At 67.6% G+C, this 22,503-nt stretch carries 19 protein-coding genes and 1 tRNA gene; 6 read left to right on the top strand and 14 right to left on the bottom strand.

Annotation, left to right across the window (positions count from 1 at the left end):
• The 8 genes from L8951_RS02360 to L8951_RS02395 all read right to left on the bottom strand — a co-directional run bounded on the left by L8951_RS02360 (nucleotide 1) and on the right by L8951_RS02395 (nucleotide 10,319).
• On the bottom strand, nucleotides 1–579 hold the full coding sequence (locus L8951_RS02360; protein WP_244381393.1) for a GNAT family N-acetyltransferase: 579 nt from the start codon (nucleotides 577–579) through the stop codon (nucleotides 1–3).
• The gene (locus L8951_RS02365) at nucleotides 576–1,838 is read right to left on the bottom strand and encodes an APC family permease (protein WP_244381394.1); all 1,263 of its coding nucleotides are present in this window, start codon (nucleotides 1,836–1,838) and stop codon (nucleotides 576–578) included. The genes L8951_RS02360 and L8951_RS02365 overlap by 4 nt, the downstream gene beginning before the upstream one ends.
• On the bottom strand, nucleotides 1,835–2,815 hold the full coding sequence (gene hemB / locus L8951_RS02370) for a porphobilinogen synthase (RefSeq protein ID WP_265535906.1): 981 nt from the start codon (nucleotides 2,813–2,815) through the stop codon (nucleotides 1,835–1,837). The genes L8951_RS02365 and hemB overlap by 4 nt, the downstream gene beginning before the upstream one ends.
• Entirely contained in the window at nucleotides 2,812–5,496 is a 2,685-nt protein-coding gene (locus L8951_RS02375; protein ID WP_244381396.1) for a valine--tRNA ligase, read from the bottom strand. The genes hemB and L8951_RS02375 overlap by 4 nt, the downstream gene beginning before the upstream one ends.
• A gap of 55 nt (nucleotides 5,497–5,551) precedes the next feature.
• Entirely contained in the window at nucleotides 5,552–7,612 is a 2,061-nt protein-coding gene (locus L8951_RS02380; RefSeq protein WP_244381397.1) for a S9 family peptidase, read from the bottom strand.
• A gap of 110 nt (nucleotides 7,613–7,722) precedes the next feature.
• Entirely contained in the window at nucleotides 7,723–8,145 is a 423-nt protein-coding gene (locus L8951_RS02385; protein WP_244381398.1) for a DUF2497 domain-containing protein, read from the bottom strand.
• 42 nt (nucleotides 8,146–8,187) lie between these two features.
• Nucleotides 8,188–9,648 carry a TolC family outer membrane protein gene (locus L8951_RS02390; RefSeq protein WP_244381399.1) on the bottom strand — a complete coding sequence of 487 codons (1,461 nt, stop codon included), beginning with the start codon at nucleotides 9,646–9,648 and terminating at the stop codon, nucleotides 8,188–8,190.
• Nucleotides 9,649–9,671: 23 nt separating this feature from the next.
• Nucleotides 9,672–10,319, bottom strand: a complete 648-nt coding sequence (locus L8951_RS02395) for a protein-L-isoaspartate O-methyltransferase family protein (protein WP_244381400.1) — start codon at nucleotides 10,317–10,319, stop codon at nucleotides 9,672–9,674.
• Nucleotides 10,320–10,464: 145 nt separating this feature from the next.
• On the opposite strand from L8951_RS02395, the gene L8951_RS02400 reads away from it, so the two are divergent.
• A tRNA-Cys gene (locus tag L8951_RS02400) sits at nucleotides 10,465–10,538 on the top strand.
• A gap of 281 nt (nucleotides 10,539–10,819) precedes the next feature.
• On the opposite strand, the gene L8951_RS02405 is transcribed toward L8951_RS02400, so the two are convergent.
• Nucleotides 10,820–11,971: a GGDEF domain-containing protein gene (locus L8951_RS02405; RefSeq protein WP_244381401.1), complete on the bottom strand. Its 1,152-nt coding sequence runs from the start codon at nucleotides 11,969–11,971 to the stop codon at nucleotides 10,820–10,822.
• A 205-nt stretch (nucleotides 11,972–12,176) separates the two neighbouring features.
• Between L8951_RS02405 and L8951_RS02410 the strand changes: the two genes are divergently transcribed.
• The gene (locus L8951_RS02410; protein WP_244381402.1) at nucleotides 12,177–12,614 is read left to right on the top strand and encodes a copper chaperone PCu(A)C; all 438 of its coding nucleotides are present in this window, start codon (nucleotides 12,177–12,179) and stop codon (nucleotides 12,612–12,614) included.
• Entirely contained in the window at nucleotides 12,614–13,216 is a 603-nt protein-coding gene (locus L8951_RS02415) for an SCO family protein (protein ID WP_244381403.1), read from the top strand. Before L8951_RS02410 ends, L8951_RS02415 begins: the two co-directional genes overlap by 1 nt.
• A gap of 48 nt (nucleotides 13,217–13,264) precedes the next feature.
• Here the strand turns inward: L8951_RS02415 and L8951_RS02420 are convergent, their stop codons facing one another.
• Entirely contained in the window at nucleotides 13,265–14,137 is an 873-nt protein-coding gene (locus L8951_RS02420) for an alpha/beta fold hydrolase (protein WP_244381404.1), read from the bottom strand.
• Nucleotides 14,138–14,174: 37 nt separating this feature from the next.
• Here L8951_RS02420 and L8951_RS02425 point away from each other — a divergent pair, with 37 nt between their 5' ends.
• A complete protein-coding gene (locus L8951_RS02425; RefSeq protein ID WP_244381405.1) occupies nucleotides 14,175–15,569 on the top strand; it encodes a protein adenylyltransferase SelO family protein in 1,395 nt (464 codons plus the stop codon).
• A gap of 45 nt (nucleotides 15,570–15,614) precedes the next feature.
• Nucleotides 15,615–17,036 carry a succinylglutamate-semialdehyde dehydrogenase gene (gene astD / locus L8951_RS02430; RefSeq protein ID WP_244381406.1) on the top strand — a complete coding sequence of 474 codons (1,422 nt, stop codon included), beginning with the start codon at nucleotides 15,615–15,617 and terminating at the stop codon, nucleotides 17,034–17,036.
• A 3-nt stretch (nucleotides 17,037–17,039) separates the two neighbouring features.
• On the opposite strand, the gene L8951_RS02435 is transcribed toward astD, so the two are convergent.
• Nucleotides 17,040–18,539, bottom strand: a complete 1,500-nt coding sequence (locus L8951_RS02435) for a replicative DNA helicase (RefSeq protein ID WP_244381407.1) — start codon at nucleotides 18,537–18,539, stop codon at nucleotides 17,040–17,042.
• 170 nt (nucleotides 18,540–18,709) lie between these two features.
• Between L8951_RS02435 and dcd the strand changes: the two genes are divergently transcribed.
• The gene (dcd, locus tag L8951_RS02440; RefSeq protein ID WP_244381408.1) at nucleotides 18,710–19,264 is read left to right on the top strand and encodes a dCTP deaminase; all 555 of its coding nucleotides are present in this window, start codon (nucleotides 18,710–18,712) and stop codon (nucleotides 19,262–19,264) included.
• A gap of 123 nt (nucleotides 19,265–19,387) precedes the next feature.
• Here the strand turns inward: dcd and L8951_RS02445 are convergent, their stop codons facing one another.
• The 3 genes from L8951_RS02445 to rnr form a co-directional block, all read right to left on the bottom strand.
• Nucleotides 19,388–19,909 (bottom strand): redoxin domain-containing protein, encoded by a 522-nt coding sequence (locus tag L8951_RS02445; protein WP_244381409.1) that lies wholly within the window; start codon nucleotides 19,907–19,909, stop codon nucleotides 19,388–19,390.
• 109 nt (nucleotides 19,910–20,018) lie between these two features.
• Nucleotides 20,019–20,195, bottom strand: coding sequence for a YegP family protein (locus tag L8951_RS02450; protein WP_244381410.1), 177 nt, complete (start codon nucleotides 20,193–20,195; stop codon nucleotides 20,019–20,021).
• A 55-nt stretch (nucleotides 20,196–20,250) separates the two neighbouring features.
• Nucleotides 20,251–22,503 (bottom strand): ribonuclease R, encoded by a 2,253-nt coding sequence (gene rnr, locus L8951_RS02455; RefSeq protein ID WP_244381411.1) that lies wholly within the window; start codon nucleotides 22,501–22,503, stop codon nucleotides 20,251–20,253.

Raw genomic sequence — 22,503 nt, forward strand, 5'->3', positions numbered from 1 at the left:
TCAGTCTCCCGAGGCGAGAAGCCGGGCGCGATGCTCGCGCCATTGCGCGGCGGTGATCACCCACTGCCGTGCGCGCCCATATTGCGCGCTATACTTGCCGTCATGATAAGCGAGCTCGGGCCGTTCGATCATCCCCAGCCGCTCCATTAACCCCCAGCTCGGCGCGTTGCCGCTCACCGTCACCGCGGTCACCTCGTCATAGCCGAAGCGGTCGAAGGCGAGGTCGAGCGAGGCGATCGCGGCTTCTTTGGCGTAACCATGCCCCCACGCGCTTTCGCGAAAGCGCCAGCCGATCTCGGGCATGCCCGGGTTGGGCGCGCCCTCGTAGTTGATGCGCTTGAGACCGCAGAAGCCGAGCAGTTCGCCGTCCGACTTGCGCTCGACCAGCCAGAAACAATGTCCGTAGTCGCGGGCATAGCCCTGCAGCCGCGCGAACCCCTCCTGCCACTCCTCGAAGGGCTGCGGCCCACCGAGCCACTGCATCACGGCGGGGGTGTTCATGATCTCCCAGAAGGTGCGGCTGTCGGCCTCGTCCCAATCGCGCAGGACGAGCCGTTCGGTCTCGTGCCGGAACGTCATCGCGCGCGCCGCGCGAGCGCGAACAGGACGGCGCCAACAAGCGCGAACGCTGCCAGCGTCTGCCACATGACCGCCGTGGTCTGGAACGTCGCCCACAGGCTCAGCCCCAGCGCCACCGGGGCTGCCAGCACGATCGTCGGAGTGAGCGCGGTCAGACCCGCGCCCCGGCGCAGCCGCGGCAGCGCGAAGATCGAGCCGATATAGGCAAGCAGCCGCGCCAGCGTCGAGATCGCCGCCAGCCCCGCAAAGGTCCCGCTCAGCGCGAAGGCCGCCGACCCCACCCCGAAGAAGGCGATCGAGTTGGCCGGGGTGCCCCAGCGCGATACCCGGCCGAACCAGCCGGGCAGGAGTCCGTCGTCGGCCATCGCCGGCGTCATCCGGCTGGCCGAGGTGTGGCCCGCGGTCATGTTGGCAAGGACGCTCATCACCACGGTAGCGGCGATCAGCAGCGCGCCGACATCGCCCCAGTGAAGGCGCGCCAGTTCGACCACCGGGGCCTCGGGACCGCTGCCCGCGATAGGCGAGGCGCTATAGGCCCATTGCAGCGCGAAATAGAGGAGGGTGACGACCGGGAGCCCGATCAGCAGCGCCCGCGGCATCGCCCGGCGGGGCTCCCTGGTCTCGCCCGCCGGGATGGTGGCATTCTCGAACCCGACGAACGCGTAAAGCGTGGCCAGCGCGATGCCCTCGACGGCCTCGAGGCGGGGCAGCGCGACCTCGCCCGGTGCCGCGCTGGCCACCAGCGCCACGAGCGCCAGCAGGATGAGCGGGACCAGCTTGAGCGCGGTCATCGCGCCGAGCGCCGCCACCACGCGGCGGATGCCGACGATATTGATGATCGTGAGTGCGGCCAGCACGGTCACGATCGCGGTCCCGCGCGCGATCCCGTCGCCGAGCACCGGCCAGATCGCGGCGGCATAGGCGATCAGCACCGCGCTATTGGCGGCCTGGCTGAGCATGCGCGCGGCGTAGAAGGTCCAGCCGACCTCGAACCCGGCGAAGCGCCCGAAGGCATCGGTGACGAAGCGCTGAGGCCCGCCCGAGCGGTCGGTCAGCCGCGTCAGCTCGGCGAAGCACAGGACGATGCTCATCACGAGCAGCCCGCCCACGAGCAGCAGCCACGGGGCAAAGCCGCCGACCGCGCCATGCAGCAGCTCGGGCAGCCCGAAGATGCCCGCCCCGATCAGCCCGTTGACGACGATGAACAGAACGCCCAGCGTCCCCATGTCGCGGCGATACTTGCCCCCCGCCTCGCTCATAGCGAGTGCGCGACCTCGAGCGCGTGATAACTGAGGATACCGGTGCAGCCGGCGCGCTTGAACGCGGTCAGCGCTTCCATCAGCATCTTGTCGCGATCTCCCGCTCCTGCTGCTGCGGCCTCCTCGACCATCGCATATTCACCGCTCGTCATATAGGCGAACAGCGGCGCGTCGAACTGGTCGGCGACCCGCGCGATCACGTCGAGATAGAGCATGCCGGGCTTGACCATGACGAAGTCGGCGCCCTCGGCGAGGTCGAGTTCGACCTCCTCCAAGGCTTCGCGCCCGTTCGCCGGGTCCATCTGGTAACCGCGCTTGTCGCCCTTGAGCCGATCGCCCGAGCCCACCGCTTCGCGAAACGGGCCATAGAGCGAGGAGGCATATTTGGCGGCATAGGCCATGATTGCCGTATTGTGCCGTCCGGCATCCTCGAGCGTGTCGCGGATCGCGCCAATGCGTCCGTCCATCATATCCGAGGGCGCAACGATATCGGCCCCTGCTTCGGCCTGCACCAGCGCCTGGCGCGCGAGGATCTCGACCGTCGCGTCATTGTCGACGCTGCCGTCCTCGGCAAGCAGCCCGTCATGGCCATGGCTCGTATAGGGATCGAGCGCGACGTCGGTCATGACCCCGATCTCGACGCCCGCCTCCTTCACGCTACGCACCGCGCGGCAGATGAGGTTGTCTGGGTTGAGCGCTTCGGCGGCGGTCTCGCTGCGATCCTTGTCCGCCGTGTTGGGGAAAAGCGCGATCGCGGGAATGCCCGCCGCCGCCGCCTCCCTCGCCCGCTCCACGATCAGGTCGATCGAGAAACGCGACACGCCGCGAAGACTGCCGATCGCCTGCGTCTCGTTCTTTCCTTCGCAGAGGAAGAGCGGCCAGATGAAGTCGCTAGGATGCAGCCGATGCTCGCGCAGCATCTCGCGCATCCATGGCGCCTGCCGGCGGCGGCGCATGCGGGTCGCGGGATAGCTCACCCCAGTCGCTCCAGCGCGGCGCGCAACCGGCTCGCTTCCTCGGCGCGCGCTTCATGGTCGGCGCGCGCCTTGGCGACCGCCTCGGGCTTGGCGCGCTCGAGGAAATTGGGATTGCCGAGCCGGCCTTGAAGGCTCTTCACTTCCTTGTCCGCCGCCTCGGCCGCCTTGGCGAGCCGCGAGCGTTCGGCGTCGAGGTCGATCGCGTCGGCGAGCGGCACCGCATAGCTCTTGCCCGCCACCACAATCTGTGCCGAGCCCGCGGGCGCGGTCTTCATCTCTGCTCCCCATTCGGCCTTGCCCATCCGGTCAAGCGCCTCGGCCGCCTCGGTGGACCCGCCGTCCAGCGGGTGCAGCGTCAGCCGCGAGGACCAGGGGATGTTCAACTCGGCGCGCAGCGCCCGCACCTCGGTCACCAGCGCCACCGTCCAGTCGATGGCCGCCTTCGCCTCGGCGTCGACCACCGCTTCGGGCGCGGGCCACTTGGCGTGGATGATGTCGTAGGGGCGCGGGCGGGCGGGGTCGGCCATGCTGTGCCACAGCTCTTCGGTGATGAAGGGCATGAAGGGGTGGAGCATGACGAGGATCTGGTCGAACGCCCAGCCCGCGACCGCCTTGGTCTCCTCGTCCATCTCGCCCTTGATGAGCTCGACATACCAGTCGCAGAAGGTCCCCCACGCGAAATGGTAGATGGCATCGGCCATGCCGTCGAAGCGCAGCTCGTCGAACGCCTTTTCGAGCTTCGCCAGCGTGCCGACAACCTCCCCGATGATCCATTTGTTGACCGGTTTGCTCGCCTCGGGCGCGGCGAGGCTCTTCGACGCGCCGATGCCATTGGCCTGCAGGAAGCGCGCGGCGTTCCAGATCTTGGTCGCGAAGTTGCGATAGCCCTCGACTCGCTTGTCATCCATCTTGATGTCGCGGCCCTGGCTTTCCATCGCCGCCATGAAGAAGCGCAGCGCATCGGCGCCATATTTGTCGATCAGCCCGAGCGGGTCGACGACATTGCCCTTCGACTTGGACATCTTCTGCCCGTCGGCCGCGCGCACGAGGCCGTGGAGATAGAGCTTGGGCCACGGGTTCCGCCCCGTCAGCTGGCGCCCCATCATCATCATCCGCGCATCCCAGAAAAACAGGATGTCGAAGCCCGAGACGAGCAGGTCGTTGGGGTAATGCTTGTCGAGCAGCTCGGTCTGTTCGGGCCAACCGAGCGTCGCGAAGGGCCACAGCGCCGAGGAGAACCAAGTGTCGAGCACGTCATCGTCGCGCTTGAGCGCAACGCCCTCGCCCGCCTGCGCCTGCGCCTCCTCCTCGGTCATCGCCATATAGGCCTTGCCGTCGGCGTCGTACCAGGCCGGGATGCGGTGACCCCACCACAGCTGGCGGCTCACGCACCAAGGCTGGATATTCTCCATCCAGTTGAAGAAGGTCTTTTCCCAGGTTGCGGGGACGATCTCGATCTCGCCCGAACGCACCGCCTCGATCGGCTTTTGCGCCAGTTTCTCCGCATCGACATACCACTGATCCGTCAGCCACGGCTCGATGACCACCCCGCCGCGATCGCCGAACGGCGTCTGGATCGTACGCGGCTCGAAGTCGTGGCTCTCGCCATCCTTGTCGACATGCGGGATGAGGAAGCCCCCCTCCTTCATCCGCTTGACGACGAGCTCGCGCGCCCCGTCGACGCCATCCTTCCTGAAGCGATGCAGCCCGATGAACTCGTCCGGCACCAGCCCGTCCTCGGTCTGGCAGACATTGCCGTCGCCATCGAGCATGTTGAGCATTTCGGCGGGCTTCATCCCCGCGCGCTTGCCGACGTCGAAATCGTTGAAATCGTGCCCCGGCGTGATCTTCACGCAGCCCGAACCCAGCTCGGGATCGGCATGCTCATCGGCGATCACCTTGAAGCGCCGCCCCGTGATCGGCTGGACGATCTCCTTGCCGATCACGCTACTGTAGCGCGGATCGTTGGGATGCACCGCGACCGCCATGTCGGCGAGCATCGTCTCGGGACGCGTCGTCGCGATGACGAGATGATCCTTGCCCTCGGCGGTCGTCACCCCGTCGGCGAGCGGATATTTGAAATGCCAGAAGCCGCCCTTGATTTCGATCGTCTCGACCTCGAGATCGGAGATGGCGGTCTTCAATTTGACGTCCCAATTGACGAGCCGCTTGTCGCGATAGATCAGCCCGTCATTGTAGAGATCGACGAACACCTTGAGCACCGCTTCGGAGAAATGCGGGTCCATCGTGAACTGCTCGCGGCTCCAGTCCATCGAGCAGCCGAGGCGGCGTAGCTGGCGGGTGATCTGCCCGCCACTCTCTTCCTTCCACTCCCAGACCTTGGCGACGAATTCCTCGCGCGAATAGTTGGTGCGCTTGTCCTGGTTGGCCTCGAGCTGGCGTTCGACCACCATCTGCGTGGCGATGCCCGCATGGTCGGTGCCGACCACCCACAGCGCATCCTTCCCGCGCAGCCGCTCGTAGCGGATCATGATGTCCTGCAGCGTGTTGTCGAGCGCGTGCCCGATATGCAGGCTGCCCGTCACGTTGGGCGGCGGATTGACGATCGTATAGGGTTCGGCATCGGGGCGCTCGGGACGGAAGGCGCCCGTCTCTTCCCAATGCTGGTACCATTTGGCCTCGATCGGGCCGGGTTCGAAGGTCTTGGCGAGCTCGGTCATGGGGAAGAGCGACTAGAGACAGCCGCCCTTCCCTTCAAGCACTTATAGCCGCCGCTTATTCGCCCGCCTGCCCGGTTTCGGGCGCGGTCCAGCGGTCCATCCAGTCGTGCACCTCATGGTGCCAGCGGATCGAATTCTCGCCGTTGAGCACCCAGTGGTTCTCTTCGGGGAAGACGAGGAGACGCGAGGGAATGCCGCGCTCCTGCAGCGCGGTGAAGGCGCCCAGACCCTGCGTATAGGGCACGCGGAAGTCCTTCAGCCCGAGCACGACGAGCATCGGCGTCTGCCAATTCTCGACATAGTTGACCGGGTTCCAGCGCTCGTAGGTTTCAGCTGCCTCGGCGTAGCTCCCGCCCATGTCCCAGCGCGGGAACCACAATTCCTCGGTCGCATAGTAGAAGCTGCGCATGTCGAGGAGGCCGTTGTGGTTGATCAGGCAGTCGAACCGGTCCGACCAATTGCCCGCGATCCAGTTCATCATGTAGCCGCCATAGCTGGCGCCGAGCGCGCAGATGCGATCGCCCGCGAGCTGCGCGTCCTGCTCGAGCGCATGCGAGAGGCCCAGCTGCAGGTCCTCGAGCGGCTTGCCGCCCCAGTCCTGGTTGATGCTGTCGACGAAATCCTGCCCGTAACCGGTCGAACCATGGAAATCGATCGAGACGACCGCATAGCGCCCGGCGCTCAGCGCGCGCGGGTTCCAGCGGGTCGACCAGCTGTTGCCGAAGCTGCCCTGCGGACCGCCATGCACGACGAAGGCGATCGGCAGCTCTTCCTCGACATTGCCCGGCTTCAGCGAAAAGCCCCAGACGGTATCGCCGCCCGCGCCCTCGAAGCTGAATTTCTCCCACGACACCGGGTCGAACTCGGCCAGCAGCTCGCGGTTGAAATGGGTCCGCTGCTCGATCTCGCCATCATCGAGCAGATAGACCTCGTTGGGGGCGGCGAGGTCGTTCATCGTGAAGAGGACATCCCCCCCTGCGAGCGGCGTCACGCCCCCCGCGCTGCCCTCGCCGGTCAGCCGCTCGCGCGCGCCCGACGCCAGATCGACGCGATAGATCGGGCGTTCCATCACCTCGCCGACGGTCACATAGAGGCTGTCGCCCTCGGGCGCCCAGGCAATCGAACCGATGCTGACGTCCCAGCCGGGCGAGACCTCGCGGGTGTCGCCGCTCGCCAGATCGCGCACCATCAGCCGCAGCCGGTCGCTTTCGTAGTCGGGGCGTTCCATCGCGACATAGGCAAGGTGGCGCCCGTCGGGCGACAGCACCGGTTGCGCGTCATAGGCGCCATTGGCCTCCGTCAGGTTGACCGGCGCGGTGCTGGCATCGACCGGTGCGGCATAGATGTCGAGATTGGTCGTGGTCGGCTCTTCGGGGCCGCCCGCGCGCTGCGCGAAATAGACGATGCCCTCATTCGACACCGACACCTGCTCCGACCCGCCGAAGGGCTTGTAGGGGGTGTTGCCGGTCAGCGCGGCGCTGATCGGCGCCCCCGTGCCCAGCGCCTGACCATCGACGACCTGGAAGCCGTAGAGCTGCGCCTTCTCGCCGGGGGTGAGCCACGTGTCCCAATGCCGCACGAAAATCTCGTCATAGGCCTTGGCGTTGCCGATCGCCTCGACCGCCTCGACATTGGCGCAGACAAGATCCTCGCAGCCAAGATCGCGCGTGGCGAGCACGACCATCTTGCTGGCATCGCCCGATAGCACGAAGTCGTCGATCGCGCCCGCTGCGAGGTCGGTCACCGCCATCGGCTCGGTCGAGTCCCACGCCACGCGATAGACCTGGTCGCTGCCCGACTTGGAGGAAACGAACCAGATCATCCCGTCGCCGCCGAAGCGCGCCCCGCGCGGGCTCCAATCGTCAAGGCTGAGCCAGAGCGCGGGCACCGTGACGTCGCTGGCGAGGCCGTGCAGCGCATAATGGGTGCTGCGCCCCGACAGGTCGTCCTTGGCGACCGAAACGGGAATGAGCGCGATGCGCCCGTCGGGCGAGACCGAGGGCCCGCCGACGCGGTGCAGCTTGACGAGGTCTTCGGCGGTCATCGGACGCGCGGCGGCAAGCGCGGGCGCGGCGAGAACGGTGGCGAGCGCGGTCAGCGCGAGAGTCGTTTTCATGCGCGCGAAGCTAGCGCCGCCTGCGGTTTGCGCAAGCCGGCCCGCTCGCGGAACGGGAAACGGCAACGAACGCGGAAAAAGGAACCCGCAGGCCGGACCGGGTCCGGTCGCTAGAGCTTGCGACCGGTGATGCGGCTGATCTCGCGGCGCACATGCTCGTCGACAATGCCGGGCAGCCGCTCGTCGAGCCATTGCTTGAGCATCGGCCGCAGCATGTCGCGGACCACTTCCTCGAGCGGATTGACGTTGGCGCCCGGCGGTGCGTTCGCCGCCACGTTCGCCAGTTCCTCGAGGCGCGAGCGCGTCGAGCCCGCGGCGTCCTCGGCCATCAGATTGGCGGCCTCGGCGGGCGGCGCTGCGGGATCGTGCCCCGCGCCGGCGGGCGCCTCCGCATTCGAAAGGTCGAGAACGTCGTCCTCTTCCTCGGGTTCGGCCGCGAGCGTCACCGCGCGCTTGGCGCGCCGTTCCTGCGGTTCGCGCGGGGCGTCTTCCTCCGCGATCACCTTCTTGATCGAGGCGAGAATGTCTTCCATCGAGGGCTCGTTAGGTCCTGCCATACCCGCCCTCTTTACCGATTATTGACGCTCTGTCACGCTTTGCGGACGCTCCTCGGGGGTCGCGGTGCTGGTCGCGACCGGGCCGTCGAGGTCGCGATCGCCCCAGTCGGTCCAGCGCCCGGCCACCTCGCGATAGGCGCCGACCGGGTCGTAGAGCGCGCCCCCGTCGAGCTGGAGGTCGTCGGCCTCGGCCTGTCCCATCGCGTTGAGCAGGCGGAAGCCCGCGACATAGGCATCGCGCTCGGCGGTCACCAGGTCGACCCGCGCGTTGAGCAGCTCCTGCTCGGCATCGAGCACGAACAGCACCGAGCGGGTCCCGATTGAATTTTCGAGGCGCGCGCCTTCGAGCGCGAGTTCGTTGGCCTCGACTGCGACCTGGTTGGCCTCGATCGCCCGCTGCGCGGCTTCATAGGCGGCAAAGGCCGAGCGCGCCTCGGCGATCACCGCGCGTTCGGCGGCGACGAGCAGTTCGAGCCGCTGCGCCGCGAAGGCCTGCGCCTGCGCCACGCGCGCGGCGGGTGCGCCGCCCTGATAGAGCGGGATGCGCGAGGTCAGCCCGACGCTGGTCACCGACCCGTCGTTGGGGAAGGGCGAGCCGAACACATCTTCGCCGGCATTGCCGAGCGCGTTGACATAGGTCCCCGAGCCCACCGCCGACAGCGTCGGCAGCCGCGCCGCGCGCGCCACGCGCACGTCGAAACCCGCGGCCTGCGCCAGCTCGCGCGCGGCCTCGAGGTCGGCATTGTCCACGAGCGCGATGCGCACCGCCTGCTCGGGGGTCTCGGGCAGCGGCGGCAGCGGCGGCGGCGGGGCGAGTTCGCCCGGGTCATCGCCTATCACCTGGCGGTAGATTTCCTCCGCCGCGGCGAGCTGCCCAACCGCGCCAGCGAGCCGCGACTGGGCCAGCTGGAGCCGCGCCTGCGACTGCGCCACGTCGGTCCGGGTAAGGTCGCCGATCTCGAAACGATCCTCGGTGGCCTCGAGGTTGGTGGTGAGGACCTCCACCTGGTTGGCGCTCAGATCGACCACGGCGCGCGCGCGGATCACGTCCATGTACGCGGCGACGGCCTGCGTGAACACATCGCCCTCGACCGCGCGCAGCGTGGCGCGCCCCGCCTCGACGCGGGCCTTGGCGGCGCGGATGTCATTCTTCACCCGGCCGCCCTGGAACAGCGGCAGGCTGAGGTCGGCGCCGACCGAGAGATTGAAATCCTGCGCCTGAGAGCCGAGCGCGCCGCGGCGCGACAGTTCGCGATCGAGCCCGGCGATCGCGCTCAGGGTGGGGCGGCTGCCTGCACGCGCCAGCGCCACGCCTGCGTCGGTGCCGCGCAGCGCCTCGCGCTGGGCGGTCAGCGTCGGGTTGGTGCGATAGGCGTCGACCAGCGCTTCGCTCAGCGACTCCCGATCCTGCGCCGAGGCGGCGGCAGGACAGGCGATGGCGACCAGCGCCGCTCCAAAAGCAAGAAACCCGACGCGCATCGACACCTCCCCTGTTTGCTGGTCTAGAACTGGAACGACTTGGGTCGCTCGAAGCAGGCGAGACGCGGCACCTGCGCATCCGCGAAGCTGCGGAAGGCGATCTCGTCGCCGACCCGCGAGCCGATCGCGAGCCGGCTCACGCCATCGACCATCACCGGGGCGGCGACCCGGCCGTGCGGCGCAAGCTGAGCGGTCAGCGCCTCGCCGAGCTGTTCGATCGCGCCGACGACGAGAATGAGATCGTAGGGTGCGAGTTCGGCGACCCCCTGGTCGAGCGCACCGCTGCGCACGGTCACGCCGTCGCTCACGGGCTCCTCGCCAGCCGCGCTGTCGAGCGCCACCGCGTCGAGCCCCATTTCGGTCAGCAGCGCGGCCGCATAGGCTGCCACCGGACCGACCACCAACGCCCGCTCGCCCGGCTTGGGGGCGGCATGATCGATCAGCTGCGCCAGCGGGGTCGGCGCCATGGCGAAGCGCCCCCCGCCAAGGTCGATCGACCGGTCGCGATAGGCGACGGCGCGACGCGCTTCGGGCAGATAGTGCTCGCGGCGAACGTCGCCGATCGCGTCGAGCAACAGCTTGTCCACCACCCCATTGGGACGAAGCTGGCTATCGATCATCGCCTGCCGGGCGGCATCCATGTCATCATGGTCGATCACGGTCGCACTCACTGTCTCATCATCCTAATACAGCCATATCCTTCCCGCTCTCTAGTCGCAATGCGTCCAAACGCCAAGCCGCGGTGCGGTCGTTCGTCGAAAGATCGGCGTTGACAAGCCGCCCGCGCCTACGCCAATGGACGCCTTCACCACGCGAGGTCCGATGGCGGAGTGGTGACGCAGCGGACTGCAAATCCGTGTACGCCGGTTCGATTCCGGCTCGGACCTCCACTTCCCTCGCAGCCGGCCGACCCCCGCCCCGGGGGCAGGCAGCGACCGATCGATCCGTCCCCCGCCCACGCGGCCGGGCGGCGTGCGATCGATCGAGAGCGCGGCCAGATCGCGGTTGATCGAAATGGGTCCCCCCCCCCCCCTCGTTGGTTGCGGCGCGAGGCTAGCATAGTCCGGCCCCGATTCCTAACCTGCATCAAGATACGGGAGTCGGGAGGCGGGAGGCGGCACAATGTGCCCGCGCGCCCGCCCCCTTCCGCTCGACGCCGACCGGCGAGGCGCTACCGGTCCGCCACGCGCGCGGGCGCCTTGCCATCAAAGTCGTTGCAGCTGCGATCGCGTCCCGCCTCCTTGGCGGCATAGAGCAAGCGGTCGGCGCGGCGCATCGCCTGGTCGAGCGTCTCGCCCACGCGCCAGCGGGTCAGGCCAAGCGAGACGGTAATGCGGCTGGGCTGGTCGCTGCCGCGCGCCGTGGGTGAGGCCGCCTCGATCCGCGCCCGCAAGTCTTCACTGTACAGGCGCGCCTCGGCATCGCTGCCTGCCCCGTCGAGCACGACCGCGAATTCCTCGCCGCCAATGCGCGCGGCGATGGTCTCGGGATGGGCTTCGGCGAAGGCGTCGAGCGCCTTGCCCACCCGTTTAAGGACGCGGTCGCCGAACGCATGCCCGAAGCGGTCGTTGAGCGACTTGAAGTGATCGACGTCGACGAGGAGCATGTCGAGCCGCCGCCCGTCCTCGGCCCGCGCGGACGCCATGCCCTGCGCTTCCTGTTCGAAGCATCGCCGGTTGCGCAGCCCCGTGAGCTGGTCGTAATGCGCCAGCCGGTCGGCAATCTCGAGCGCCTCGGACAATTCGACATTGGCCTGGTGCAGCGACTGGGCGAGCATCGCATTGGCGGCAAAGCTGGCGGCGAGGTGCTGATGCTGCGATTCCAGATTGAGCGCGAACAGGAAGATGATGACGATGCCGAGCGTGGCGATGAGCAGCGGGAGCCAGCCGACGAGCGGCGCGAGACACACGAAATAGGCGCCCGCGCTGAGGGCGAAGGGAATAGTGAAGTAGAGGATCGCCCGGCGTTCGCCGATGACCGTGTTGATCGCGCTGGCGACGCCCAGCAGGACAATCGAGAACAGGCCCTGGGCACCGAGCGACCCGACTTCCGACGCGGGCACTGCCCAGAGCAGCAGCGACCAGCTGAAGCCCGCCAGCGCGGCACCCCGGACCCACCGCGCCATCGGCTTTTGATAGTCGTCGCCGGCCTCGAGCGCGGCACGCAGTTTGACGCCGAGGACGTAGTTGGTCAGGAGCGCCGCCACCCGGGCGAGGATCGCGAGCCCGAGCAAGGGGCCGTAATGCACCGCGGTCGCCACCGCCGCCGCCAGCGCGAGCGCGGCGACGTTGATCTTGAGCGAGCCCAGCGCGCGCATCGTCATCGCCCGTACCAGCGCGCGGTCGGACTGCTGGCGGTGCGATTGTGGGCAATCTTGCAATGACGAGGGGATCAATGGTCAGCGCTCGGCGGGTGAAAAACCAATGCCTTTAAAGGGTTATGACCGGCAAGGGAAAGGCGAATTTGATCCAAACCCGTGCTAACGACATGATTGAGCCGCCGCGGCAGCGCTGCTAGAGCCGGCGCCAATGAAACAGCTGTTCCCGACCGGCATCGCCGCGCTTGCGCTTGCCGCTTGCTCCCCACCCGCCGCGCCCGAAATCCTTCTCGACGACGGCTGGGCGCGCGCCTCCCTGCCCGGGCAGGGCAGCGCCGCGGCCTATCTCGCCATCGACAATCGGGGCCCGAGCGACGACCGGCTCGTCGCCGTGACGAGCGAGCGCGGCAGCGCCAGCTTGCACCGCACCACGATCGATGGCGGCATGGCGCGGATGGTCCCGCTGGCCGAGGGGCTCGCGCTCCCGGCGGGCGAGCGCCATCCGCTCGAGCCGCAGCGCGACCATGTGATGCTGACGGACCTCGACGCGCCGCTGCGCGCCGGCGAGCGCTTCACCCTCACCCTGCAGTTCGAGAAAGCCGGCGCGCGCGAGATCGACATCCACGTCGTCGCGCCGGGCGAGCGCTGATGCGTCGGCTGCGCCTCCTCCTCTGGGCTGCCGTCGCGCTGGCCGCCATCGGCTATGGCCTGCTCGCGCTGCGGGCGGGCGAAGACGCCCCGCGCAGCACCAGCCGCCCCGATCCCGACGCCGTCCTGTCGATCGGCGGGGACTTCACCCTCGTCGATGCGGCGGGCGAGCCGTTCGAGAGCCGCCAACTCGCGGGGCGTCCGCATGCGGTCTTCTTCGGCTTCACCCATTGCCCCGACGTCTGCCCGACGACGCTTGCCCAGCTGGTGCGGCTGCGCGAGGCGCTCGGCGGCGAGGAGGCGTTCGAGATCCTGTTCATCAGTGTCGACCCCGAACGCGACGGCCCCGAGGAGGTCGGGCGCTATGCCGAATTGTTCGGAACCGACGTGATCGGGCTTACCGGCAGCCGGGCGCAGATCGAGACGGTCATGGAGCAGTTCGGCGTCGCCGCCATCCGTGCCCCGGGCGAGGGCGGCAGCTACCAGGTCGATCACACCGCCAATGTGTTCCTGATCGATGCCGACGGCGCGTTCCAGTCGACGATCAGCCCCGAGGAAAGCGCGGCGGCCGCGCGCGCCAAGCTCGAGCGACTGATCGGCTGAACGGCTGGTGCCGCGGTGGCCCGTACGCGCGCGCCGCGCGCGCCGGCGCTAGTCGGGGGTGCGGTCGATCAGCGCGGCCAGCGCGGCGATCGATTCGGGCTCGTCGAAGCTCGGCGCGTGCCCGACGTCGGGAACGTTGACGAGGTCGGCGTGGTCGAGATGGTCGAGCATCCGGCCCGCCACTTCCTGGCTGAACAGGTCGCTGCGCTCGCCGCGCAGGATCGTCACCGGCTTATCCTTGAGCGCATCGAGCAGGTGCCAGGCATCGAGCGGCGGCTGCGATGCGCCGGCGACCACATTGTCGGCAATGCGCCGATCGTAGCTCGAGGTCAGCCGCCCGCCCTCCTCGTGCATCATCCGCCGCGCAAAACGATCCCATTCGGGCTCGCCCCAGCGGGGGTAGATATGCCCCATCCCCGCGCGATAGAGCGCGGCCGCCTCGGCCCAGTCGGCCGCTTCGACCCCCTTGCCGACATAGGCCCGGATCCGGTCGAGACCGCTCTCGACCAGCTCGGGCCCGATGTCGTTGAGGAGCGCCGCGGCGATGCGCTCGGGCTCTTCGTCGGCCAGCAGCATGGTGACGATGCCACCGAGCGACGTGCCGACGAAGATCGCATCGGCGATGCCCAGCTGGTCGAGCAGCTTGAGCAGGTCGGCGACATAGGTCGGCGGATGGTAGCGGGTCGGATCGGGATCATGGTCGGACAGCCCGCGCCCGCGAAAATCCACCGCGATGACGCGATGGCGCCCGGCGAAGGCGGCGGCGACCGGCTCGAAATCGCGCGCGTTGCGGGTGAGCCCGGGGAGACACAGGATCGGCGGCCCTTCGAGCGGGCCCTCATAATCGCGATAGTGGAGCTTGAGGCCCTCCGGGCTGTTCCAATAGCGATCGCGGTACGTCGGACCTTTTTCCGCCAACACGCTTCCCCCTTCTTCGCGGCTTCTCTATCGCCGGGCCATGGATCAGACGCCAGCCTATACACCCGATCCGCGGATCCTCGAGCTCGGACCCGACTTCTATGACGAAGTGGCGCCCGCCGAGTTCCCCGAGGCCAAGCTGCGATTCGCCAACCACCGCTGGGCCAAGGCGATCGGGCTCGGCCAGTTCATGCGCCCGCAATGGGAGAAGCATTTCGCGCGCTTCGAGCCGCTCCCCCGCAACCTGCCTCGTCCGCTGGCGCTGCGCTATCACGGGCACCAGTTCCGCAGCTACAACCCCGACCTCGGCGACGGGCGCGGTTTCCTCTTCGCGCAGCTGCGCGATGGCGACGGGCGGCTGCTCGATCTCGGCACCAAGGGCTCGGGGCAAACCCCCTATAGCCGGCTGGGCGACGGGCGTCTCACGCTCAAGGGCGGGGTACGCGAGATCTTCGCCACCGAAATGCTCGAGGCGCTCGGGGTCAACACCTCGAAGAGCTTCGCCCTGTTCGAGACCGGCGAGGCACTGTGGCGCTCGGACGAGCCCTCGCCCACCCGTTCCTCGGTGCTGACCCGGCTCGGCCACGGTCACATCCGCATCGGCACCTTCCAGCGCTACGCCTTCCACCGCGACAAGCCCGCGATCGCGGCGCTGACCCGCTACTGCCTCGAACATCTCTACGGCGAGACCCCGCCCGAACAGGACAAGGATGCCGCCGTCCGCCTCTTCGACCTCGTGTCCGGCGCCACCGCCCGGCTCGCCGCTTCCTACATGGCGGCGGGCTTCGTCCACGGCGTGCTCAACAGCGACAATATCGCCATCACGGGCGAGAGCTTCGATTATGGCCCTTGGCGCTTCGCTCCCTATTGGAACCCGCGCTTCACCGCCGCCTATTTCGACGGCGAAGGGCTCTACAGCTTCGCGCGCCAGCCCGAGGCGATCCAGTGGGACCTCGCGCAGCTCGGCGGCTGCCTCGGGCTCCTCACCTCGGAGCGCAAGCTCAACCCGATCCTCAACGACTGGGGCCGCCGCTTCGACGAGGCGACCATCGAGCTCCTCCTTGCCCGGCTCGGCATCCGACCCGGCCACCAAGACGACGACCGCGAGCTCGCCAAGAGGCTCGTCGCCGCGCTCGCCACCGAGACCGTGACCATCGACCGCGTCTTCTTCGATTGGCGCGGCGGGCGGCGTCGTGACGACAAGCGCTACGAAAGCGAGGAATTTCTGGCCCTCGCCAAGGCGCTCGAGGGCCGCGAGAACGAGGCCGCGCTCGCCCATCCCTACTGGTCGGGCGAAGCGCCCTGTTCGATGCATATCGAGGAGGTCGAGGCGCGCTGGGCCGCGATTGCCGAGCGCGACGACTGGAAGCCTTTTGAGGCCAAGATCACCGAGATTCGCCACATGGGCGAGGCCATGGCGGTTAGCGTCGAGTAAACGAAAACCTTGACCGCACCGCCCGAGGCTGCGAGCCAGCCAAGCATGTCGATGAAGAGTTTTACGCCCTATTCGGGCGAAGAGATCTGGAGCGGCGAGGAAGGCGATCCCGCCGCCGCCATTGCCGCCGCGCGCGAGGCCCAGCCCGAATGGGCGCGCCAGCCGCTGGCCTATCGCACCGAGGCGCTACGCCGCTTCGCCAATATCGTGCGCGAGCGCGAGGACGACCTCGCCAGGCTGATCGCGATGGAAACCGGCAAGCCGCATTGGGAAGCCAAAACCGAGGTCGGCGCGGTGATCGGCAAGGTCGATATCTCGGTCACGGCGCACAACGAGCGCACGCCCTCGCGCAAGGCCGAGGGCGCGATGAACACCAAGATCGCGGTGCGCCACAAGCCGCATGGCGTGATGGCGGTGCTCGGGCCCTACAATTTCCCCGCCCACCTGCCCAACGGCCATATCGTACCCGCGCTGCTGGCGGGCAATGCGGTTGTCTTCAAACCCTCGGAGAAGACTCCCGCGGTGGGCGAGATGCTGGCCCAGTGCTTCCATGACGCGGGCATCGACGAACGCCTCGTCGCGTGCGTCCAGGGCGGTCCCGAGGTCGGCAAGGCGCTGGCCGCCTCCGACGACATCGACGGGCTGCTCTTCACCGGTTCGGCCAAGGCCGGGCGGCTGATCCACCGCGCCTTTGCCGACAAGCCCCAGAAGATCCTCGCCATCGAGGCGGGGGGCAACAACCCGCTGATCGCCTGGGACCTCCCCGATCTCGATGCGGCGGCGGCCATCATCGTCCAGTCGGCGTTCCTCTCGGCGGGCCAGCGCTGCACCTGCGCGCGCCGCCTCATCGTCGAGGACGGCAAGCATGAGCGACTGCTCGAAAAGGTTCTCAAGCTCACCGACCGGATCATCGTCGACGAGCCCTTCGCCAAGCCGGCGCCGTTCATGGGCCCGGTGATCGACAATGACGCCGCCGATTTCATCCAGGCGCAATATATCGCGCTGCTTGCCAAGGGGGGCAAGGCGATCCGCCAGCTCAAGCGCCTTGCCGAGGACAAGCCGCTGCTCGGCCCCGCCATCGTCGACGTGACGGGGGCGCGCGACCGGCTCGACGAGGAAATCTTCGGCCCCGTGCTCCAGCTGATCCGCGTGCCCGATTTCGACGCCGCGATCGCCGAGGCGAACAACACCCGCTTCGGGCTCGCCGCCTCGATCCTGACCAAGCATCCCGAACAATATGAGCGCTTCTGGGCCGAAGGCCGCGCCGGCGTGATCAATTGGAACAAGCCGACCAACGGCGCCCCCTCGACCGCGCCCTTCGGCGGCATCGGCATCTCGGGAAACCACCGTCCCAGTGCCTTCTACGCCGCCGACTATTGCGCTTATCCGGTGACCAGTGTCGAAAGCGACCTGTGCCGCGCCAAGATCGACACCGGGCTGGCCGATCCGGTCATGCTCGAGGACTAGGGCCTAACCCCGCCTCTCGGCGGTATAGCCCTCGTCCATCGGCGCGTCGGTGAAGCGCGTGGTCTTGCTGTCGAACAGCATCTTCACGCGCCCGGTCGCGCCGTGGCGCTGCTTGGCGACGATCAGCTCGGCGGTGCCGTAGACGCGCTCCATCTCTTCCTGCCACATGGCGAAGTCGGGATGGTCCTCGGACGGCTGCTTCATCGCGACATAATAGTCGGGACGGAAAACGAACCAGACCATGTCGGCGTCCTGCTCGATCGAGCCCGACTCGCGAAGATCGGAAAGCAAGGGGCGCTTGTCCTCGCGCTGCTCGACCGCACGGCTAAGCTGCGACAGCGCCAGCACCGGCACGTCGAGTTCCTTCGCGAGCTGTTTCAGGCCGCGGGAGATCTCCGAGATTTCCTGCACGCGGTTGTCCGAAGAGTTGCGCCCCGAGCCCGACAGCAGCTGGAGGTAATCGACCACCACCGCGCCGATCCCCTTCTGGCGCTTGAGGCGCCGCGCGCGCGTGCGCATCGCCGCGATCGTCAGCCCCGGCGTGTCGTCGATATAGAGCGGCAGGCTGGCCAGGTCGCTCGCCGCGCGTGCGAGGCTCTGGAACTCGGTCTTCGAGATCTTGCCCATGCGCAGGTTCTCGCCCGAAATGCCCGACTGCTCGGCGAGGATACGCGTCGCCAGCTGGTCGGCCGACATTTCGAGGCTGAAGAACACGACCGGGGCCCCCACCCGCTTCTTCTCTTCGATCCCGTCGCGCTCGTCCTGGATCCAGCGCTGCGCGGCGGCAAAGGCGATGTTGGTGGCGAGCGAGGTCTTGCCCATCCCGGGACGGCCCGCGAGGATGATCAAGTCCGACTTGTGCATGCCGCCGATCTTGGCGTTGATGCCCTCGATCCCGGTCGTCACCCCCGACAAGTGCCCGCCCGAATTGAGCGCCTTTTCGGCCATGTCGAGCGCCAGCTTGGAGGCATCGCCGAAGCTCTTCGCCTTGCCCTCGGCCCCGCCTTCCTCGGCGACGCGGTAGAGCGCGGTCTCGGCCGCTTCGACCTGGTCGAGCGGGGCGACGTCGTCCGAGGTATCGAGCGCGCCCTCGACCATGTCGCGCCCCACGCCCACGAGCGCGCGCAGCAGCGCGAGGTCGTAGATCTGCGCGGCAAAGTCGCGCGCGCCGATGACGCTCGCCCCCGAGCCCGTCAGCTTGGCGAGATAGGCAGGCCCCCCGACCTCCTTCATCGCCTCGTCGGCCTCGAACAAGGGCTTCAGCGTCACCGGCGTCGCGATCATGTTGCGGTCGGTGAGGCGCAGGATCTGTTCATAGATGCGCGCGTGCAGCGGCTCGAAGAAATGCTCCGGCCGCAGCCGCATCTGCACGTCCTCGACCAGCCGGTTGTCGATCATCAGCGCGCCCAGTAGCGCGGCCTCCGCCTCGACATTCGCCGGCAGCACCTGCTGCGCTTCATCCCCGGAGCCCCCGCTCTCGGCTATCTGGACCACTTCCGCCATGTCGCTTGAATAGCAAAATCCATTAGGCACTTCACCCGACCCATCCACAGGTCGAAGATTAGTTGTGGAAAACCTCTCATAAGGCGCGCGAATGCGCGATCGGGGTGGAGAAATCGGGTCCGCCATCAGCAGGGATGACGAAGACCCGGGAGCGCGCTACGCCTTCATCCATGAGCATTCTCTCGGACAAGTGGATTCGGCAGCACAGCCAGGACCACGGCATGATCGAACCCTTCGTCGAAGCCCAGCGCCGCGAAGGCAATATCAGCTACGGCCTGTCCTCCTACGGCTATGACGCGCGCGTCGCCGACGAATTCAAGATCTTCACCAATATCGATTCGGCGGTGGTCGATCCGAAGGACTTTTCGGCGCAGAGCTTCGTCGACAAGAAGACCGACGTCTGCATCATCCCGCCCAACAGCTTCGCGCTCGCGCGTACGGTCGAATATTTCCGCATCCCCGAGGACGTGCTCGTCATCTGCCTTGGCAAATCGACCTATGCGCGTTGCGGGATCATCGTGAACGTCACCCCCTTGGAGCCCGGCTGGGAGGGCCATGTGACGCTGGAATTTTCCAACACCACCCCGCTGCCGGCGAAGATCTACGCCAACGAAGGCGCCTGCCAGTTCCTCTTCCTCAAGGGCAACGAGCGCTGCGAGACCAGCTACAAGGACCGCGCCGGCAAATATATGGGGCAGCGCGGCGTGACGCTCCCCAAGCTGTAGGAGACGCGGATGGTCTCGCTCTCGCTCACCATCCTGCCGCTCCTGATCGCGCCCATCGCGCCCGCGGCGGCGGCGGCATTGCTGCTCGCCGGGCTCGTCACCCTCCTCTGATCGCTGCCGGCCTCAGGTCGCCGCGCCGCGCGCCGGATAATCCTTCTCCTTGATGAACTTCAGCCCCCCGAGCAGGTCATTCCAGTCGGGACGGGTGAAGGGCATCGACTGCACCGAACAGCCGAACAACGTGCCGTCTGGACGAACGAGGAAGAGGCCGGGTTCGGAGAAACGCTCGGGTTCCTCCGACCCTTCGCGCCGGGTCGAGATGTAGAGGCCCCATGCGCGCGCCGTCTCCTCGCTCATGTCATGCGCGATCGGCACGCGGCCGATGTCCCAGTCCATCCGCGTCTTTCGCGCGCGCGCCGGCTCGTCCATCGATACCGCGACCACGCTGACACCGAGCGCGCCATAATCCTCGACCAGCCCGTCCAGCTGCTCGAGCCAGTCCTTGCAGATCGGGCAGTGCAGCCCGCGATAGAAACCGATGCCGGTGAGATATTCGGGGCGCGCCTCGTGGATCGAGAAGCGTCCCTCCCGCACCAGCGGCAGGTCGAGCGCGGGCACCTTGCGGTTGGGGATGAGCTGGGTCATGGCATGTCTCCTTTGCCCGACCTACGCACCGCCGGCGCGCACGCTCCGCCTGGCCAAGAAAAAAGCCCCGGCGCGAACCGGGGCTTCTTCATCGTCGAATGGTCGCGGCCTAGCTTTCGTCGACCACCTCGGCACCGGGGCCGTTCTTGAGGATCGAGTCGATCGCATTCTTCGCCGAGGCCTTCGAGCTGTAGCCCTCGGTCCAGAAGATCTTTTCCGAATTGTAATTGAACGAGACGCGATACTCGCCCTTCTTGTCCTTGGTGATGTGGAAACGATGCGGCATCGGCATTCTCCCTGTTGATGATTCCCGGCCAGCCTGACCGCCGACCCGCCGAGCGTCAACCGCGTTTTCGCCCCTTCTGCCGGTTCTTGCCCCCGCCGCGCCCACGTCCGTCGCGCCGGCGGCGAGGCCCGTCGCCCGCGTCGCCTCCGTAACTGCCCTCGGGCAGTTCGAAGCGCAGCGCGCCCGAGGCGGGATCGGCCTCGACGAGCTTGAGCTTGAGCTTCTGCCCGGCGCGATACTCGTCCCTCGACTGCTCGCCCACCAGCGCCTGTCGCTTCTCGTCATAGTGGAAATATTCGCGCCCCAGCGTCTTGGCGAGCACCAGCCCGTCGCCCCCGAGGTCTTGCACCGTGGCGAAGAAGCCGAAGGGCTGGACCCCGGTGATACGGGCCTCAACGAGCTGGCCGACATGATCGGCCAGGTAGGCGGCGACATAGCGGTCGACCGTCTCGCGCTCGGCCTCCATCGCGCGGCGCTCGAGCGCGGAGATGAGCTCGCCGACGCGCGCGAAATCCTCGGCCTCCTTGGCGCTGATCCCCCCCTTGCCGAGCCCGTAGGCATCGACGAGGCTGCGGTGGACGAGCAAGTCGGCATAGCGGCGGATCGGCGAGGTGAAGTGCGCGTAGGAGCCGAGTGCCAGCCCGAAATGGCCGAGCGGCTCGGGACCGTAGCGCGCCTGCATCTGCGATCGCAGGATCTGCTCGGTAATCTCGATCCGGTTATCGTGATCGGGGCCGATCTTCTCGAGGATGGCATTGAAGGTCTTGGGCAGCACGACCTGCCCCAGCGCGAAGGGAATCTCGAAGGTGGCGAGATAGTCCTTGAGCGTGACCAGCTTCTCGCGCCCGGGGGTTTCGTGGATGCGGTACATCACCGGGCGCTTCTTCTTCTCGAGCGCCTTGGCCGCCGCGACATTGGCAAGGATCATGTAATCCTCGACCAGCCGGTGGGCATCGAGCCGTTCGCGCGGGGCGACCGACATGATCCGCCCCTTCTCGTCGAGCTGGACGCGCCGTTCGGGCAGGTCGAGATCGAGCGGCTCGCGTGCCTCGCGCGCCTGCAACAGCACCTTCCAGCACTGCCACAGCGGCTCGAGCGAACCTTTGACAATGCCGGGATCGACCCGATCCTTCTCCCCGTCGATCGCGGCCTGCGCGTCTTCGTAGGCGATGTTCGCGGCGATCCGCACCTTGGCGCGGCTGAAGCGGAAATCCTTGATGTTGCCGCCGCTGTCGACGCGAATATGCGCGACCATCGCCGCGCGGTCGACGCCCTCCTTCAGCGAACAGATGCCGGCCGACAATTCCTCGGGCAGCATCGGCACGACGCGGTCGGGAAAATAGACGCTGTTGCCGCGCTTGAGGGCCTCGCGGTCGAGCTCGCTGCCGGGGCGGACGTAATAGCTGACGTCGGCAATGGCGACGACCGCCTTGTAGCCGCCCGGATTGTCCTTGGCATCGTCGGGTTCGGCCCAGATGGCATCGTCATGGTCGCGCGCGTCGACAGGATCGATCGCGACGATCGGCAGGTGGGTCAGGTCCTCGCGCTCGCCGAGGTCCCATTTGGCCACCTTCTCGGCCTCGGCCACCACCTCGTCGGGGAAGCGGTTGCGAATGCCATATTTGTGGATCGCGATCAGGCTGAACGCCTTGGGGGCGAACGGGTCGCCGAGCACCGCGTCGACCTTGGCGGTCGGATTGCGGCGGCCCTTGCCGACCGGTTCGGCGAGCACGAGGTCGCCGACCTCGGCCTCGCCCAGATCGGTGAGCGCGAAGACGGTGCGCTGCTTCTTGTCGATCGGCGCGAGGAAGAAGCGGCTGCCCTCCTTGCGCACCACCCCCATCAGCATTTCGGCCGAGCAGGCGAGCTTCTTCATGACATGGGCGACATGGCCCTTGCCGCGCTCCTCGGTGCGCGCGAGCAGCCGGTCATTGACGCCAAGCGCCGAGCGGCGCCCGCGCTCGATGACGCGCAGCCGCGGCTTGGCGCCTTCGCCCTGCCACTGCTCGGGCTCGGCCCAAACCTCGCCGTCCTCGGTCGAGACGACGCGCAGCACGGTGACCCGCGGAACGCCGCCCATCTTGTGGAAGGCGCGCCCCGGCGAATGATCTATCAGCCCCTCGTCGGCCATGTCCTTGAGGACCTTCTTGAGGGCGATCTTGTCCTGTCCCTTGAGACGGAAATGCTTGGCGATCTCGCGCTTGCCGACGCTTTCGTCGGCCTCGCTGATGAAATCGAGAATTTGTTGCTTGGACGGCACGCCCGGATGGGGCCGCCGTGGTTTGTTGGTCTTGTGATTATTTGCCAT

The organism is Sphingomicrobium astaxanthinifaciens (genome assembly GCF_022865105.1).
GTDB classification, from domain to species: domain Bacteria; phylum Pseudomonadota; class Alphaproteobacteria; order Sphingomonadales; family Sphingomonadaceae; genus Sphingomicrobium; species Sphingomicrobium astaxanthinifaciens.